The sequence below is a fragment of the Novosphingobium mangrovisedimenti genome (assembly GCF_025153475.1).
In the GTDB taxonomy this organism is placed as follows: Bacteria; Pseudomonadota; Alphaproteobacteria; order Sphingomonadales; family Sphingomonadaceae; genus Novosphingobium; species Novosphingobium mangrovi_A.
The window spans coordinates 19,908-35,436 of record NZ_JANZXA010000017.1 but is presented as its reverse complement, the minus strand read 5'-3'; the positions used below and the strand labels follow the sequence as shown (position 1 = coordinate 35,436).

The 15,529-nt window shown below is 62.3% G+C and carries 17 protein-coding genes; 11 read left to right on the top strand and 6 right to left on the bottom strand.

Going from position 1 to position 15,529, the window contains the following annotated elements; translation table 11 throughout:
* Positions 1 to 21 precede the first annotated feature (21 nt).
* Entirely contained in the window at positions 22 to 1,455 is a 1,434-nt protein-coding gene (locus tag NZK81_RS19135) for a hypothetical protein (RefSeq protein WP_260047696.1), read from the top strand.
* A 513-nt stretch (positions 1,456 to 1,968) separates the two neighbouring features.
* Here NZK81_RS19135 and NZK81_RS19130 read toward each other — a convergent pair.
* The gene (locus NZK81_RS19130; RefSeq protein ID WP_260047695.1) at positions 1,969 to 2,709 is read right to left on the bottom strand and encodes an SDR family NAD(P)-dependent oxidoreductase; all 741 of its coding nucleotides are present in this window, start codon (positions 2,707 to 2,709) and stop codon (positions 1,969 to 1,971) included.
* 25 nt (positions 2,710 to 2,734) lie between these two features.
* The gene (locus NZK81_RS19125; protein ID WP_260047694.1) at positions 2,735 to 4,249 is read right to left on the bottom strand and encodes a replicative DNA helicase; all 1,515 of its coding nucleotides are present in this window, start codon (positions 4,247 to 4,249) and stop codon (positions 2,735 to 2,737) included.
* Between the two features lie 131 nt (positions 4,250 to 4,380).
* Here NZK81_RS19125 and NZK81_RS19120 point away from each other — a divergent pair, with 131 nt between their 5' ends.
* Genes NZK81_RS19120 through NZK81_RS19110 form a run of 3 tightly spaced genes read left to right on the top strand, consistent with a single transcriptional unit; the run spans position 4,381 to position 6,021 of the window.
* Positions 4,381 to 4,863, top strand: coding sequence for a UPF0262 family protein (locus tag NZK81_RS19120; RefSeq protein ID WP_260047693.1), 483 nt, complete (start codon positions 4,381 to 4,383; stop codon positions 4,861 to 4,863).
* A 43-nt stretch (positions 4,864 to 4,906) separates the two neighbouring features.
* Positions 4,907 to 5,593 carry a glycoside hydrolase family 25 protein gene (locus NZK81_RS19115; protein WP_419181720.1) on the top strand — a complete coding sequence of 229 codons (687 nt, stop codon included), beginning with the start codon at positions 4,907 to 4,909 and terminating at the stop codon, positions 5,591 to 5,593.
* On the top strand, positions 5,590 to 6,021 hold the full coding sequence (locus NZK81_RS19110; RefSeq protein ID WP_260047691.1) for a cytidine deaminase: 432 nt from the start codon (positions 5,590 to 5,592) through the stop codon (positions 6,019 to 6,021). The genes NZK81_RS19115 and NZK81_RS19110 overlap by 4 nt, the downstream gene beginning before the upstream one ends.
* 6 nt (positions 6,022 to 6,027) lie before the next feature.
* Here NZK81_RS19110 and NZK81_RS19105 read toward each other — a convergent pair whose 3' ends face one another.
* From NZK81_RS19105 to NZK81_RS19095, 3 genes are all read right to left on the bottom strand, one after another.
* Entirely contained in the window at positions 6,028 to 7,167 is a 1,140-nt protein-coding gene (locus NZK81_RS19105; RefSeq protein ID WP_260047690.1) for a M14 family metallopeptidase, read from the bottom strand.
* Complete coding sequence (locus NZK81_RS19100) at positions 7,164 to 7,787, bottom strand: DUF4136 domain-containing protein (protein WP_260047689.1); 624 nt, start codon at positions 7,785 to 7,787, stop codon at positions 7,164 to 7,166. The genes NZK81_RS19105 and NZK81_RS19100 overlap by 4 nt, the downstream gene beginning before the upstream one ends.
* A 63-nt stretch (positions 7,788 to 7,850) precedes the next feature.
* Complete coding sequence (locus NZK81_RS19095) at positions 7,851 to 8,573, bottom strand: DUF4136 domain-containing protein (protein WP_260047688.1); 723 nt, start codon at positions 8,571 to 8,573, stop codon at positions 7,851 to 7,853.
* A 196-nt stretch (positions 8,574 to 8,769) separates the two neighbouring features.
* Between NZK81_RS19095 and ykgO the strand changes: the two genes are divergently transcribed.
* The 7 genes from ykgO to NZK81_RS19060 all read left to right on the top strand — a co-directional run bounded on the left by ykgO (position 8,770) and on the right by NZK81_RS19060 (position 14,151).
* Entirely contained in the window at positions 8,770 to 8,895 is a 126-nt protein-coding gene (gene ykgO / locus NZK81_RS19090; protein ID WP_004210176.1) for a type B 50S ribosomal protein L36, read from the top strand.
* A gap of 97 nt (positions 8,896 to 8,992) precedes the next feature.
* A complete protein-coding gene (locus NZK81_RS19085; RefSeq protein ID WP_260047687.1) occupies positions 8,993 to 9,604 on the top strand; it encodes an HAD family hydrolase in 612 nt (203 codons plus the stop codon).
* 161 nt (positions 9,605 to 9,765) lie between these two features.
* Complete coding sequence (locus tag NZK81_RS19080; protein WP_260047686.1) at positions 9,766 to 11,202, top strand: circularly permuted type 2 ATP-grasp protein; 1,437 nt, start codon at positions 9,766 to 9,768, stop codon at positions 11,200 to 11,202.
* Positions 11,202 to 12,149 (top strand): alpha-E domain-containing protein, encoded by a 948-nt coding sequence (locus NZK81_RS19075; protein WP_260047685.1) that lies wholly within the window; start codon positions 11,202 to 11,204, stop codon positions 12,147 to 12,149. Before NZK81_RS19080 ends, NZK81_RS19075 begins: the two co-directional genes overlap by 1 nt.
* A 12-nt stretch (positions 12,150 to 12,161) precedes the next feature.
* Positions 12,162 to 13,022, top strand: a complete 861-nt coding sequence (locus tag NZK81_RS19070) for a transglutaminase family protein (protein ID WP_260047684.1) — start codon at positions 12,162 to 12,164, stop codon at positions 13,020 to 13,022.
* 91 nt (positions 13,023 to 13,113) lie between these two features.
* Positions 13,114 to 13,878, top strand: coding sequence for a proteasome-type protease (locus NZK81_RS19065; protein WP_260047683.1), 765 nt, complete (start codon positions 13,114 to 13,116; stop codon positions 13,876 to 13,878).
* 90 nt (positions 13,879 to 13,968) lie between these two features.
* A complete protein-coding gene (locus NZK81_RS19060; protein WP_260047682.1) occupies positions 13,969 to 14,151 on the top strand; it encodes a hypothetical protein in 183 nt (60 codons plus the stop codon).
* Between the two features lie 38 nt (positions 14,152 to 14,189).
* Here the strand turns inward: NZK81_RS19060 and NZK81_RS19055 are convergent, their stop codons facing one another.
* The gene (locus NZK81_RS19055; RefSeq protein ID WP_260047681.1) at positions 14,190 to 15,467 is read right to left on the bottom strand and encodes a cytochrome P450; all 1,278 of its coding nucleotides are present in this window, start codon (positions 15,465 to 15,467) and stop codon (positions 14,190 to 14,192) included.
* Positions 15,468 to 15,529: the final 62 nt, after the last annotated feature.

Sequence of the window (15,529 nt, the reverse complement as noted above, 5' to 3'; positions counted from 1 at the left end):
TGACCTAAGTTTGATATCCCTATGGTACGCTTCAGTGAGCACTTTAATTTGGGTAAGTCCCAAGGTGAGCTCGATTTCGTCGATATAAGGCTCGATATCGACAATCGGCTCTATATTTGTCCTTACGCTATTCAAATTCGGGAAGATGAATGGTCGGAAGCCTGTGGCGACCATATCCGCTCGTATTTCAATGAGATTCTGGACCAATTAAGGAACGGGAACGCAGAGCGCGCCCAGCATCTGTTAAGTCACCTTCATGAACCGAACGAAACATTTTTTGGTCAGTCGTCCGGCAGACCAAGCGGGCGTGGCGTAGGTGAGTATAAGGCGCTCGATTTAGTCAACGCTTTGTTAAATAGCAGGGCCTTCGAGACAGGCCTTTTAGCTGATGTTTCCGATGCAGAATTGTTCATCCCAGGCGTTGGTCCGGACACAATCTCTGATTTGGTTACAAACGTCATTCGCGGTTTGCTCGCGGACTATACATTGGCTGAATGCAGGCTGCACGAGATACCAACATCCCCAACGACTTCTCTCGGTCCTTCATGGAATGTTGTACGAAGAGACTGGGAAGCCAAAACCTATCAACTTCCCGTATTTGAGGGGAGGCCTGTACTGTTGGTACCGTGGTTTAGTGTGCGACGTAGGCTTAGTCTTAATAGTCAAGAATTTTATAATCACTATATGATTAGCTACCTGCAGAGTGAGTATCTTGATGCAGGTAGAGCCCTTGTAGAGACCTTAAAGAATGGAAGGCAAAGGGTTACAAAAAAATCTGTGAAAGAAAGGCATCCATTCATAAAGGATGATATGGCTGCATTTGTTCGAGACCATCCTGAAATTTTGGAGCGTTATAAGGACTTAAAGGGGGCGTCTGGGCCGCTTGATATCGAGGATATTGAGCCAAACTTCGATGAGAATGCTTTGGCGCAGGTGCTCATTGACCGACTTCGCGAAATTCCTACGGGTGGGGATAGTGCTGACACGTACCACAGCCTCATGGTTGGTATCTGCACCTTCTTATTCGCACCAGATCTTATTGCTCCTGTAAAAGAATTTGAACAGCATAATGGAAGGAAAAGAATCGATATAAAATTTACAAATGCGTCTAATGATGGGTTTTTCGGACATTCTCTTGCTTCTGCGCAATTGCGAGCGAGAAATATATTAATTGAATGCAAAAATTATACAAAGGAATTGAGAAATCCTGAGTTGGATCAGCTTGCTGGTCGGTTTGGCCATCAGCGGGGATTTTTGGGATTCCTTCTGTGTCGCAATATGGATGATCGGGAGAGAATCATTGCTTCTTGTCGGGACACTGCTGCCGATGGTCGCGGGTTTATGATCGTGTTTGAAGACCGGGATGTCGCTCAGATGCTCCAATGGGTGATGGAAGGTCGACGAAGCGAAATTGACCGTTACTTACACCGGCGTTTAGATGAGATAACCGACTAGCCTCGGTCGTGAAGGTTGTAGCAGCAGATGAAACTCTTTCAGATCCATCCGTTCGAGTGTCTGCCGTCAGCAAGTCCAGCAGGTCATATGAATGACCGAAATGGGGCGCAAAGCTGCCAGTAAGGGATATGGAATTGGGTTAGCACTGGCTCACCCCCATTTTCCTACAAGCCTGCAACCTGTCAGACTGCCGCCCGGCCGCGCCATGTCAGCATGTGTGGCCAGGGCTCTTTGACACCGTCGATCCTCACCAACACATGCTGCGGAATTCTCCTGCGGAGTGAAGTTCCAACCCTTTGAAATCCCGAAAACTTCACCGGACTTTGCGATGGCTGATGTGGCTGAACTTCGTGAAGTTCCCACCTTCCTTCGTCATTGCGAGCGTAGCGACGCCTGTCCTGAGCGGCTGCTGCAAGCAGTCAGCCGAAGGGCAATCCAGAGCGAGGCGCGCGATGTTCTGGATTGCCGCGTCGCTTCGCTCCTCGCAATGACGATGGAGGGCGAGGCGTACTCTCAGGCGTTCAGCCCGCCGTTCACGCTGATGACCTGTCCGGTGATCTTCGCCGCGCCGTCGCTGCACAGGAACAGGGCGAGCGGGGCGATGTCGTCGGCGCCGGGCAGGCCGAGCCCGGCGCGGCGGGCGGCCTTGGCCATGCGCTCTGAACCCATGCGGCGGGCGCTCTCGCTGCCTTCCACGAAGCTGGGCGAGATGGCGTGGGCGCGGATGCCGTCGCGAGCGGCTTCCACCGCGAAGTTGCGGATGAAGCCGATGGTGCCCGCGCGCGCGGCGCCGATCAGCGTCTGGCGCGGCGCGGCGTAGAGCCCGGCGTCCGAGACGAAGGCGATCAACGTGCCGCCCTGCTGCGACAGGAAATCGTAGGCGGCATGGGCCAGCCGCTCGACCCAGCCGACCGAGACGGCGAGGAAGTCCGCGAAGACTTCGGGCGATGTCTCGGGAAACAGGCCGGTAACGCCCACCGGGCCGGTCGAGGTGCAGTCTATCACCGCATCGATCCGGCCATATTGCTCGGCGACTTCGGCCACCAGCGTCTCGGCCGCCTCGTCGTCCCAGATGTCGGCCAGGAAACCGTCGATCTCGCCGAGGTAGGACAGGCCGGTAACCGCCGCCTCGACCTTGTCCTGCGTGCGCCCGTGCAGCGCCACCTTCCAGCCGTGCGACAGCGCGTGGCGCGCAATCGCGCTGCCGATGGAGCCGGAACCGCCAGCGAGCAGCAGGACTTTCTGGTCAGTCACCGGCGGCCTCTGGTCACTGGCGCCTCTAGTCGCTCTCGAACGCGGCGCGCATGTCGTCGGGCGCGAGGTCGGAGAACTTGGTGATGCGCGCCTCGAACTTCAGGCGCACGCGCCCGGTCGAGCCGTGGCGCTGCTTGGCGACGATCAGCTCGGCAAGCCCGGTTACCTGTTCCATCTTCTGGCGCCAGGCTTCCCACTTCTCGACGACGTCCGGCGGATCGCCTTCGGCCGGGTACTTGGGTTCGGTCGCATTGACGTAGTAGTCCTCGCGGAACACGAACCAGACCATGTCGGCGTCCTGCTCGATCGAGCCCGATTCGCGCAGGTCCGAGAGCATCGGCTTCTTGTCCTCGCGCTGTTCGACCGCACGGCTGAGCTGCGAAAGCGCGATCACCGGCACTTCCAGTTCCTTGGCCAGGGTCTTGAGGCCACGCGAGATTTCCGAAATCTCGTTCACGCGGTTGTCGCTGGCGCGGCCCGATCCGGAAAGGAGCTGCAGGTAGTCGATGATGATCAGGCCAATGTTGTAGCGACGCTTCAGGCGGCGCGCGCGGGTGCGCAGCGCGGCGATCGAGAGGCCCGGGGTATCGTCGATGTAAAGCGGGAGTTCGGCGAGGCGCTGGCTGGCAAAGGAGAGCTGCTGGAAATCCTCTCGGCTGATCTTGCCCATGCGCAGGGCTTCCGACGAAATGCCCGACTGTTCGGCGAGAATACGCGTCGCCAGCTGGTCGGCGCTCATTTCGAGGCTGAAGAAGGCGGTCGGCGCGCCCACCGACTTGGCATGCTCGATGCCGTCGCGAACGGTATCGTCGACATAGCGCTGGGCGGTGTTGAAGGCGATGTTGGTGACCAGCGAGGTCTTGCCCATGCCGGGGCGGCCGGCAAGGATGATAAGGTCGGAATCGTGCAGGCCGCCGATCTTGTCGTTGACCGAGGTGAGCCCGGTGGTCTTGCCCGAGATGTGGCCGCCCGAATTGAACGCCTTCTCGATGTTGAAGATCGCGGTGCGCGTGGCGGCCGAGAAGGTCTTGGCCTCGTTGGCCGACGCGGCGCCCTCGGCCACCTTGTAGAGCGCGGCCTCGGCCTGCTCGACCTGCTCCATCGGCTCGACCGACTCGGAGGTGTCCATGGCCCCTTCGACAAGGCCGCGCCCGACCGAGATCAGCTCGCGCAGGAGGGCAAGGTCGTAGATCTGGTCCGCCAGCTCGCGCGGGGCCAGCAGGCCCTGGCCGTCGGCGGTAAGGCGGGCGAGATAGGACACGCCGCCCAGCGCCTTGAGCTGCTCGTCGGCCTCGAAATAGGGGCGCAGGGTGACCGGGGTGACCACCGCCTTGCGGTCGAGCAGGCCAAGGATGCGCTCGTAGATGCGGGCGTGGACCGGCTCGAAGAAATGCTGGGGGCCAAGCTGGGTCTGCAGCTCCTCGATCACGCGGTTGTCGATCAGCACCGCACCCAGAAAGGCAGCCTCCGCCTCCACGTTGGACGGCAGGGCGCGCGCTTCGGTTTCGGCGGGTTTGATGAGAGCTTGTTCCAGGGCCATAAGCGCGGCAACATGGTCTCACTGCGCAGCCCTCGCAAGCGTGACGTGAGGCGATTTTATTCCACAGGGTGTGGAGGACCTTCGTCGGACTTGCCCGGGCATGCTGCAAGCGCGTAAAGGCCGTGCGTATCATGGCGGACCCGCGCATCACCCATATCGAACTCGACGAGGCGACCATCCTGTGGCGCAATGCCGATATCGAGCAGGAACGGCGTATCGCCATCTTCGACCTGATCGAAGACAACGTGTTCAAGCCCCTGCGCGCCTTCGAGGCTGGGCATCAGGGGCCTTACCGGCTCAAGCTCTCGGTGCGCGACGGCCGGCTGCACCTCGAGATCGACAACGAGGATGGCGAACCGCTGGAGACGCTGGTGCTCGGCCTCGCCCGCTTTCGCAGACCGATCCGCGAGTACTTCGCGATCTGCGAGAGCTACTATCAGGCGATTCGCAAGTCGACGCCGCAGGAGATCGAAACCATCGACATGGCCCGGCGCGGCATTCACAATGAGGCGGCGGAAATGCTGCTGGAGCGGCTGGAGGGCAAGATCGAGACCAATTTTCCCACCGCGCGGCGCCTGTTCACGCTGATCTGCGTACTGCATATCCGGGGCTGAGGAGGGGGATTTGGCCGTAAGGGGAGGGCGCAAGCGCGCAAGGATGCGCGGCGTCACGAAACTGCGCATTATGGGCGTGCTGCTGCTCGCGGCGATGATCGCGGGCGCATGGGGCTGGTGGCACGTGCATCACTGGCTGCCCGATCGTGCGGTCTTTCCGGTCCAGGGCGTGGAAATCGGCGTGGACGACGGTGCGGTGAACTGGAAGTCGCTGAAGGCGATCGGCGCGGACTTCGCCTATATCGACGCCAGTGCCAGCGCATTCGCACGCGATCCGCGCTTCGTGGCCAATTTTGATGCCGCGCGCGCGGCGGGCATGCAGGTGGGGGCGGTCCACCGCTATGACCCCTGCCAGCCGGCGGAAAAGCAGGCGGCGAATTTCGTGACCACGGTGCCGCGCGATCCGGCACTGCTGCCCCCCGTGGTGGAACTCGGCATGCTGGCCGACAACTGTCCGGTGCGGGTCAGCGATGCGCGCGTCGAAAGCGAGCTGATGACCTTCCTCAATCAGGTCGAAACCCATGCCGGCAAGGCGGTGATCCTGAAGGTCATGCCCGGCTTCGAGGCGCGCTATGCGATTGCGGCGAAGCTCGACCGCAACCTGTGGCTGGTGCGCAACCGGTTCATGCCCGACTATGCGGGGCGGCCGTGGACGCTGTGGACGGCCAATACCAGCCTTGCCAACGAGATTGCGCGCAAGGGGCTGCGCTGGGTAGTGGTGCAGCCATGAGTGCAAGCAAACGAGATGTTCTGATCGCCGCCGCGCGCGAGGCCGCCGCCGGCGCCTATGCGCCCTATTCGGGTTTTCAGGTGGGGGCGGCGTTGCTGCTGGCCGATGGCTCGGTGGTGACCGGGGCCAATGTCGAGAACGCGAGCTATGGTCTGGCCCTCTGCGCCGAGACGGTGGCGGTGGCCAAGATCCTCTCGACCGCCGGAATGGGCGCTCTGGAGGCGGTGGCCGTGTCCGGCGGGGCGCCGGGAGCGCCGGGCAAGGGGGCGACCGTGACGCCTTGCGGGCGCTGCCGTCAGGTCCTCAACGAGATTGCCGGGCTGGGCGGCACCGATCCGGTGATCTGGTGTGACGGCCACGACGGCGTTCTGGAGACGCGGCTGTCGGAACTGCTGCCGCATGCCTTCGGGCCGGCAAACCTGGCCTGACCGTCGTCAGGCTTCCCGTTCGACCAGCCATTCGAGCAGCGCGCCCATGCAGTCGCGGCCCAGTTGCTTCGACCGTTCCGGGCTCCAGCCCTGACGGCGGTCGGCGGCGGGGTCGTGGTCCTTGAACGGCATTTCCAGCGTCATCGACACGCAGCCGAAGCGTTCGGCAAGCTGGTTCGTTGACATCGAGAGGTTGCCCTTGCCCGGCCTCGCGATCGGATAGCCGAGCTTGGTCTGGAAGTCGGGCGTGCGGCGCTCGAGGATTTCGGCGTAGCGGTTATAGCCGGCAAGCTGCTCGTCCCTGAGAGAGGGAATGCCTTCGAAGCCTGCGAGGAACACGGCTGGAATCGCCTCGTCGCCGTGGACGTCCATGGCGAAATCGACGCCGCTCGCATCCATCGCATCGCGCAGGGCCAGCACTTCGGGTGACTGTTCGGAGGTGGGATTGTCCCATTCGCGGTTGAGGTTCACGCCCGCCGCGTTGGTGCGCAGGTGGCCGCGCTTCGAGCCGTCGGGGTTGGCGTTGGGCACGACGTGAAGGCGGCAGCGCCGCCGCAGCTCCCGCCCGACCGAATCGGCAGGATCGGTCAGCAGGTCCAGCGCGCCTTCCATCCACCATTCGGCCATCGATTCGCCCGGATGCTGCCGCGCGTAGAGCCAGACCTGCACGGGGCCTGCCCCCATTTCCAGACAGTCGATCGGCTGGCCGTCGAGCGACGTGCCCAAGCCGCGGTATTCGACGCTGCCGGCGCAGGCCGTGCGGGCCACGAGGTCGTGGTGGCGCTCCATCGAATAGGGCGCGAAATAGGCGAACCAGACGATGTCGCTCGCCGGCTTGTAGCGGATCGTCAGCGAACCGCCGTCGCGACCTTCGTCCCAGTGGCTTTCGGTCCGACCCCAGAATTGCCGGTCCTCGGATACGCAGGCGTTGTAGCCGGACCAGCCCATCGGATAGGCGGAAGAGTTGAGCCCCGTGATGATCAGTGTGAGTTCACGTCCCTTGGCGCCGCTGACGCGAAAATGGAACCACTGGAAGAAGCTGGAACTGCGGTCCCGCATGATGGCGAGGCGGGCGGTCGTGCCGTCGATGGAGAGAACTTCGATGTTGCCGGAATCGAACGCTGCGTTGATCTGTACGTCGGTCATTTCACCAGAATAGTTTCGCCGGACTCGCCCGGAAACCCCTTGAACAATGCCTCGGTCATTTTTGCGGCGCCGAGCGATGTCTGGGCCATTGGCGAATCGGCACGCACGACAAAGCTTGCCCGGCCTTCCCAAAGGTGTTTGCCGCTGGCGCGATCGATAATGATTACGGAAAGCTTGGTCGCCACTTGCTCCGGCGGCGGGCCCGACAAGTCGATGCCGATCCCCACGCCCACGCCCGAACCATAGCTGCCGGTGCTGCCGCCCACGCCGACCGAAACCGGGCCGGACTCGCGCTGGGGCTGATAGCGCTGGCGCTCCAGCCGGAGTAGGGCGACTTGCCGGCTGCCGCTTTCGCCGGGAAGAGGTTCGACGTAGCCGACCCGCGTCAGCTCGCGTGAGACCGCCATGGCGTATGTGCGGAACTCCATGTTCTCCATCTGGCCCTGCGCCGGCTCGACACGGATCGTGCCCTGGCCAAGCGCAGCGATGTCGGCGGCGTGAAAGCGGGTGATTTCGACCGGCCCCACCGGGGCCACGCAGCCGGAGAGGGCCAAGGCGGCGGCCAGCGTCAGGGGGGCGATCACCTTGCCGCGCAGGCGGGCCGTCAGGGTCCTGGTCATAGCTTTCTCTCCAACACCTTTCGGGCCGGTTTGGCTTGCGACACAGGAGGATGCAAGCGTGGTTCAGTCCAGTGAGGTGCCGAGCGGTTCGATTTCTTCTCCCTGAGGGAAATTGTCGAAGAGGGCAGAGGCCAGTTTTCCGGCGATCCGGCTCTCGCTCCAATCGTCGTCGCCTTCGCGGGTGGCGATCGTGGCATAGCCTTCCCACAGCACCTTGCCGGTGGCCTTGTCGGCGATGCGGGCGTCGAGCCGCGTCGATACCAGGGCGGCACGCGGCTTGGTCATGTCAACATTCACGGCAAGGCCATAGGCAGAGCCATGCGTGCCTACGGATACTGCCGCGCTGCCGCTCACAGGGCTCTTCTTCTCCTCGGCGGGGACAAGGACATGCCGGCTGATCCGCAGCCTTGCGACTTGCGCCTGCACGTCGCTTGGATGCTGCGTGTCGTATCCGGCGCCGACAAGGGCATCGACGATGGCGGCTTCGTAGGCCGCGCGCTGTGTTTCAGCGAACCACGGGCCATCGCCCGATTCGGATTCCACCGTGACGGGGCCGTGCCCCAGTGCCTCGGCTGCAGGGCCCGCGACAACGAAACGGCTGACTTCCACGCGGCCTTCCCGCTGGTCACGGTAGCGCCGGTCGGGCAGGCGTGACCCGGCCGGGTTGGACCAGCCCGGGGAACCCCAGCTTGGCCCCCATGGGGAGTGCTGTGCCTGCGCGGGAACGGATGCGATCAGCATGACAGCCATGCCTGCGGCGAAGGCCGCGCCTCTAGGTATCGTCATATGGCTTGTCGTTTTTCCAGAATTCGGTGATGTCGCGCCCTTGCAGCACCTTAAGGTCGTGCCGATTGCCGACAGATGAATAGCATTCAGGGCGCGACGGCGGGGGTGTCGTGCTTGACTTTGCGGGCTGCTGCCACTAACGGCGCCACTTCGAATTTCCGGCGGTCGGTAACCGCCCAGACAGACGAGACACACGATGAAGATTCGCAACAGCCTCAAGTCGCTCAAGGGCCGTCACCGGGATAACCGCGTGATCCGCCGTCGCGGCCGCACTTACGTCATCAACAAGACCAATCGCCGCTTCAAGGCTCGCCAGGGCTGATTCGTTTCGCCCATCCCCGCCGTGAAAGGCGGGGTCATCGGCGGACGGGCTATTGCGTTGACGGTATGAGGCCCCCGCCATTTGCGGGGGTCTTGTCATGTCTGCTGTAGATGCTGTCGTTTTCGACGTGGGGCGCGTTCTGGTCCAGTGGGACATGCGCCACCTGTTCGCCCGGTTGATCGACGATCCCGAGCGACTCGACTGGTTCATGGCCAATGTCATGACCGATGAATGGCATTTCCAGCACGATGCTGGACGCGATCTCGATGAGATGGTTGCCGAGCGCAAGGCCCAGTTTCCCGGGCACGACGATCTGATCGACGCCTACGCCACGCGCTTTCTCGAAACGATTCCGGGCAATGTTCCGGGCAGTCACGAGATCGTGCGTGAACTGGCGCAGCGTCAGGTTCCCCTTTTTGCCATCACCAACTTCGCCAGCCCCTTCTGGCGCGAGTTCCGGGCCAACGAGCCGCTCTTCGACCTGTTCGGGGACATCGTGGTGTCCGGCGACGAGAAGCTGGTGAAACCCGATCCGAGAATTTTCGATCTCGCTGTGCGCCGCTTCGGTCATGAACCCGGTGCGATGCTGTTCGTCGACGACAATGTCGCGAACGTGGAGGCCGCTCGTGCGCTCGGCTGGCATGTGCATCACTTTACCGATGCCGGGGCGTTGCGGACCGATCTGACGAACCGTCAGTTGCTGGGTTAAGCTGGTGGCGCTGCGCGCGCCGTCCTGCATCTTTCGCAATACTCGAACGAATTGCTCCGATTTTCGCGTTTTTGTGCGCGAAAATTTTCTTTCGCAGGTGCAGCGTAAACGCTTGGCAAGTCCCTTTCCATGTTGCATCACATGGTCAAACGGGAGTCACGATGACGGCTGCGAGCACGACGAAATTCGACGAAATGCTCAATGAGGACGGTTCGGTTCGTCCTGCATATGCTGATTTCTGTGACTGGTATGATTCTCAGGACAAATCCTGGTTGAAACGCCAGGATGCCGAGGCTGAACGTTTCTTTCGGCGCATCGGTATTACTTTCAATGTCTACGGCGAAGAAGCAGCGGAAGAGCGGCTGATCCCGTTCGACATGATCCCGCGCATCATTACCGCGCGCGAGTGGCGCAAGTTGACGCGGGGGATCGAGCAGCGGGTGAGGGCGCTCAACGCCTTCCTGCAGGATCTCTATCACCGGCAGGAAATCATTCGCTCTGGCCGCCTGCCGATCCATGCGCTGCGGGACAACGATGCATTCCTGTCGCAGATGATCGGCTTCACGCCCCCAGGCGGTGTCTATACGCACATCGTCGGCATCGATCTCGTCCGCACCGGTCCCAACGACTTCATGGTGCTGGAAGACAATGCGCGCACCCCGTCCGGCGTCTCGTACATGCTCGAGAATCGCGAGACGATGATGGCGATGTTCCCCGAGCTGTTCACGAAAGTGCCGGTGCGGCCCGTGTCGGACTATCCGCGCCGGCTCGCCCGTTCGCTGCGGGCTTGCGCGCCGCCGGCCTGCAGTGGCAGCAAGCGCCCCGTGGTCGCGGTGCTCACGCCGGGCATCTACAACTCGGCCTATTTCGAACATGCCTTCCTGGCCGACCAGATGGGTGCCGAGCTTGTCGAAGGCAGCGATCTGCGCATCGTCGACGGGCGTGTCGCCATGCGCACGACCACCGGGTACAAGGCGATCGACGTGATCTATCGCCGGGTCGACGACGACTATCTCGATCCGCTCAGCTTCAATCCGAATTCGGTGCTGGGCGTGGCCGGGATCATGGATGTCTACCGGGCCGGGGGCATCACCATCGCCAATGCGCCGGGCACCGGCATCGCCGACGACAAGGCGATCTACAGCTACATGCCCGAGATCGTCGAGTTCTACACCGGCGAGAAGCCCATCCTGAACAACGTGCCCACCTGGCGCTGCTCGGAACCCGACGCGCTGGCATACGTGCTCGACAACCTGGCGGATCTCGTCGTCAAGGAAGTGCACGGTTCGGGCGGCTACGGCATGCTGATCGGCCCGACCTCGTCGAAGAAGGAACTGGCCGCGTTCGAGGCCAAGCTGCGCGCGAAGCCGGACAATTATATCGCGCAGCCCACGCTGTCGCTTTCGACGGTGCCGATCTTCGCCAAGGAAGGGCTGGCACCGCGCCATGTGGACTTGCGTCCTTTCGTGCTCGTGTCGCCCGATGGTATCGACATCACGCCCGGGGGGCTGACCCGCGTGGCGCTCAAGAAGGGGTCTCTGGTCGTCAATTCGTCGCAAGGCGGGGGCACCAAGGACACCTGGGTATTGGACGAGTAATGCTGGGACGAGCTGCCAACGGCGTTTACTGGATGAACCGCTACCTCGAGCGGGCGGAAAACGCGGCGCGCCTGATCGACGTGGGATTCCACCTGGCCCTGACGCGGGGCGACAAGGAATCGGCGGACGAGGAATGGAAGTCGGTCCTGACCACCACAGGGCAGGTCGATGCCTACCTCGAGCTCTATTCCGACTTCAACGGTCCGCAGGTGTTCAACTATCTCCTGCGCGACAAGGACAATCCCGCTTCCGTCCTGCGGATGGTCGAGAATGCGCGGACCAATGCCCGTGTCGTGCGGACCAGCCTGACCAATTCGGTCTGGGAAGCCACCAATGAAGGCTGGATGATCCTCAGCGAAATGCTCGCGCGGCCGGTGCGCGAGACCAATCTGGGCGAAGTGCTCACCGCGATCCGCCGGCAGGGCACGCTCGTTCGTGGCGCGATGGAAGGCACCATGTTGCGCAACGAGGTGTTCAACTTCGCGCGCATCGGCACCTTCATCGAACGTGCCGACAACACCGCCCGCATTCTCGACGTGAAGTACTACGTGCTGCTGCCCTCGGCTGCCTGGGTCGGCTCCAGCCTCGACAATGTCCAGTGGGATACGCTGTTGCGCTCGGTGGCGGGCAACCGGGCCTATTCCTGGCTCAATGCCGCGTCGATGGAGCCGCGCGGGATCGCGCGCTTCCTGATCCTCGACGGCCAGTTCCCGCGCAGCCTCGTGTTCTGCTACGAGAAGATCCGCAGCAACATGGCCGGTCTTGCCAAGGAATACGGGCACGAGGTTTCCGCGCACGAATTGCTGCGCGATGCCGGGGCCCGGCTGCACCAGACCTCGATCGAGGAAATCTTCGAGGGCGGACTGCACGAGTTCCTGCAGGACTTCATCGGCAAGACCATCGAAATCGGCAATGCCATCGCTGCCGACTATCGCTTCATCGAATAGGAGCGGTCCTTAGTGCTTCTGACCGTCACTCACACCACGCGCTACTCCTTCGCCGAGAAGGTCTCCCACGGGTTGCAGCGCCTGCGGCTCAAACCCAAGACGACACACGGGCAGGAAGTGCTCGAATGGCGCATGGACCTTGTCGGAGCCAGGCCAGAGGCGTCCTACGACGACCAGCACCACAACCACATCGATCTCGTCTCGATCGAGCCGGGCGTGCCGGAAGTCGTCGTTACCTGCCACGGGACCGTGCGCACGATCGACAACAACGGCGTCACCGGCATGCATACCGGGCACATGCCCTTGTGGTGCTTCCTGCGTCCCACGCCGCTGACCCGCGCCGGAAATCGTGTGCGTCAACTGGTGGCTTCGGTCGATGCCGACCGCGACGACACGCTGAATTTTCTCCATGCCCTGTCGGGCGCGATCGGTGAGCAGATCGAATATGTCCCCGGCGAGACCGACGCCGCCACGACCGCGGAGCAGGCGCTGGTGGCGGGCAAGGGCGTGTGCCAGGACCATGCCCACGTCTTCATCAGCGCGGGCCGGCTGCTGGACATCCCCATGCGCTATGTCGGCGGCTACCTGAAGATGGACGGCCTCGTCGAGCAGGAGGCAGGGCACGGCTGGGCCGAGGCCTATGTGCCGGGGCTCGGCTGGGTCGGCTTCGACATTTCCAATGCGATCTGCCCGGACGAACGCTATGTCCGCGTGGCTACCGGCTGTGACTACAGCGAAGCTGCCCCGGTTACGGGCATTGCCGTCGGAGCTGGGGAAACTGAACTTGACGTGCACTTGTCGGTTGACGAGAAACTGGTAGGTCAGCAGCAGTCGTCCGGCGGCGGCGGACAGCAACAGGTTCAGGGCGGCTAGCCCGCACGGGATTACGAGCCGGGTCGCCTTTCCGCGCCGGGCGCAGCGCGCAATCGTGCGAGGCTGAAGGTTTGCAGGGACGAAGTTTTCAATGACCTATTGCGTGGGGATGATGCTGGATCGCGGTCTCGTTCTGATGAGCGACACGCGCACCAATTCCGGCGTCGATAACATCTCGACCTTTCGCAAGATGTTCCATTGGGAGATTCCCGGCGAGCGCATCATCGCGGTGATGACCGCGGGCAACCTTGCCACCACCCAGTCCGTGATCAGCCAGCTCGAGGAGCGCAACAAGGCGCCATCGGAGCGGAACAATTCGCTGCTCGAGGCGGATACCATGTTCCAGGTTGCGACGATAGTGGGCAACCTGTTGCGCGAAACGATTGCCACGCAGGCAGACGACAATGGACAGCACGCCTCGGCGGGCACGTTCAACGCGACGGTGATCGTTGCCGGGCAGATCGCGGGCATGGAGCCGCGCCTGTTCATGATCTACCCGGAAGGCAACTTCATCGAGGCGAGCTTCGATACGCCCTTCTTCCAGATCGGCGAAACCAAGTACGGTCGCCCGATCCTGATCCGCGGGTATGACCGTGCGATGAGCTTCGAACGCGCGGTCAAGCTGTTCACGGTCTCGTTCGATTCCACGCTCAAGGCCAACCTTTCGGTCGGTCTGCCGCTCGATCTGCTGGTGATCGAGCGCGACTGTTACACGCCGATTCATGAACGGCGGATCGACGGGACGGATCCCTACTTTCAGGCCGTCTCGACGGGGTGGGGCGAAGCATTGAAGCAGGCGCTCGATGCATTGCCCGACTATCACATGGAGCAGGAACTGGAGAACGCGGCGGAATAGTCGCTATCCCGGGCCTGCGTGCTGACGGCAGGTCTCCACAACGATACGATGCGGTGTTCCCGTTCTGGGGCTTGGTGCGAGCGCCCGCAGATGAAAGCCTTCGCCGCCAGCAAGCGCTGTCGCGACGGCACGGCCATGAGCGACACGCCTCGCCTGGAATGCGCCTTCCGCGACATTTGCGCAGGCAACGCGCGCTTCCTTGCGGCCGATCAATCATTGATCGACGCAGGGCGCATGATAGCCGGCATGGAAGGCGCGGGGCAGGTGTTCTGATCGGAATGCGGGTGCCCTGTTCGGGCATCCGCAGGCCGCTACCTCACATCCCAGACGATCGGCAGGTTGCGGATCGACAGCAGCCCCGGGAACACCGTCGTGTCGGCCCCCGGCTTGACCCGGAATTCCGGGATCCGCCTGAACCATTCCTCCAGCAGCAGGCGCAATTCGCGGCGGGCGAGGTGGGCGCCGAGGCAGATGTGCACGCCGCCCACGAAGGTGAAATGGCGGTTGGCCTTGCGTTCGGGATCGAACGTGCGCGGGTCCTCGAAGCGTGCCGGATCGAAATTGCCCGAGGGGTTGAGGCACTGGAAGTTGTCACCCTTGCGGATCTGGATTCCGTGCCATGCGAAGTCCTTCTTTGCCGTGCGCGCGGAAGACAGGATCGGCTGGGTACGCAGGAATTCTTCGACGGCGGAGTTGATGATCCCCGCGTTTTCGCGGATGCGCTTTTGCAGTTCGGGCTGCAGTGCCATGCGGCGGAACATCTGGGCGATGGTGGCGGCGACCGTGTCGAGCCCGCCGAGCCAGAGGAACCAGACCATGCCGATCTTCTCGTCGTCGGTCAGGCCGCGTCCCTCGATCTTGCCGTGGACGATCGAGGAGACGAGGTGTTCGTCCGGGTTCTTCTCCTTCTCGGCGATGAAACCGCGCAGGAATTCGAGCACGCCGCGCAAGGCTGCCTGCATCTTTTCTAGGCTGCCCGAGTGCAGGATGTCCCACTCCCAGTCGAGGAACTGCTCGAACATCTCGTCGGGGAAGCCCATCAGGCCCATGAAGATGCGCACCGGATAGACCCGGCCGAAGTCCCAGGCCATGTCGACTTCGCCCTTGCAGGCGATCTCGTCGATCATCTCGGTGACGACCTTGCGGATGCGGGGCTCCAGATCGCGGGTGATCCGCGACGGCGAGAAGTAGGGCATCAGGTAGAGGCGGTACTTCGCATGGTCGGGCGGATCGATCGCCAACGGAATCGACTTGAATGTCTCCCCGATCAGCCGCTGGAACTCGGCGGTGCCGGCGTTGGAGAAATGTTCGTTGTCCGAATAGACGCGCTCGATGTCCTCGTAGTGTGAAACCACCCAGCTGCCGCGCTGGTTGCCGGTAACCGCGCCCAGACCCTGGCGTGTCGGTGGATTGAAGAGCAGGCGGGGTATCTCGGGCCCCGCCAGCCATCCGCAAGGTTCGTAGGGATCTACGAGGTCGTTGGGCAGCGTGCCCATGGCGAAGGACAAGTCGACGATGCGATCCTTCGGAACGTTTCCCGGCGCATCGAAGTCGACCCGGATATCGTCCATTGTCTGTGCTTGTGGCATGATCTTCTCCCAATGCAGTTCATGCCCAAGGCAAAACCGGCAAGCAAGAAACGCGGCCGCAT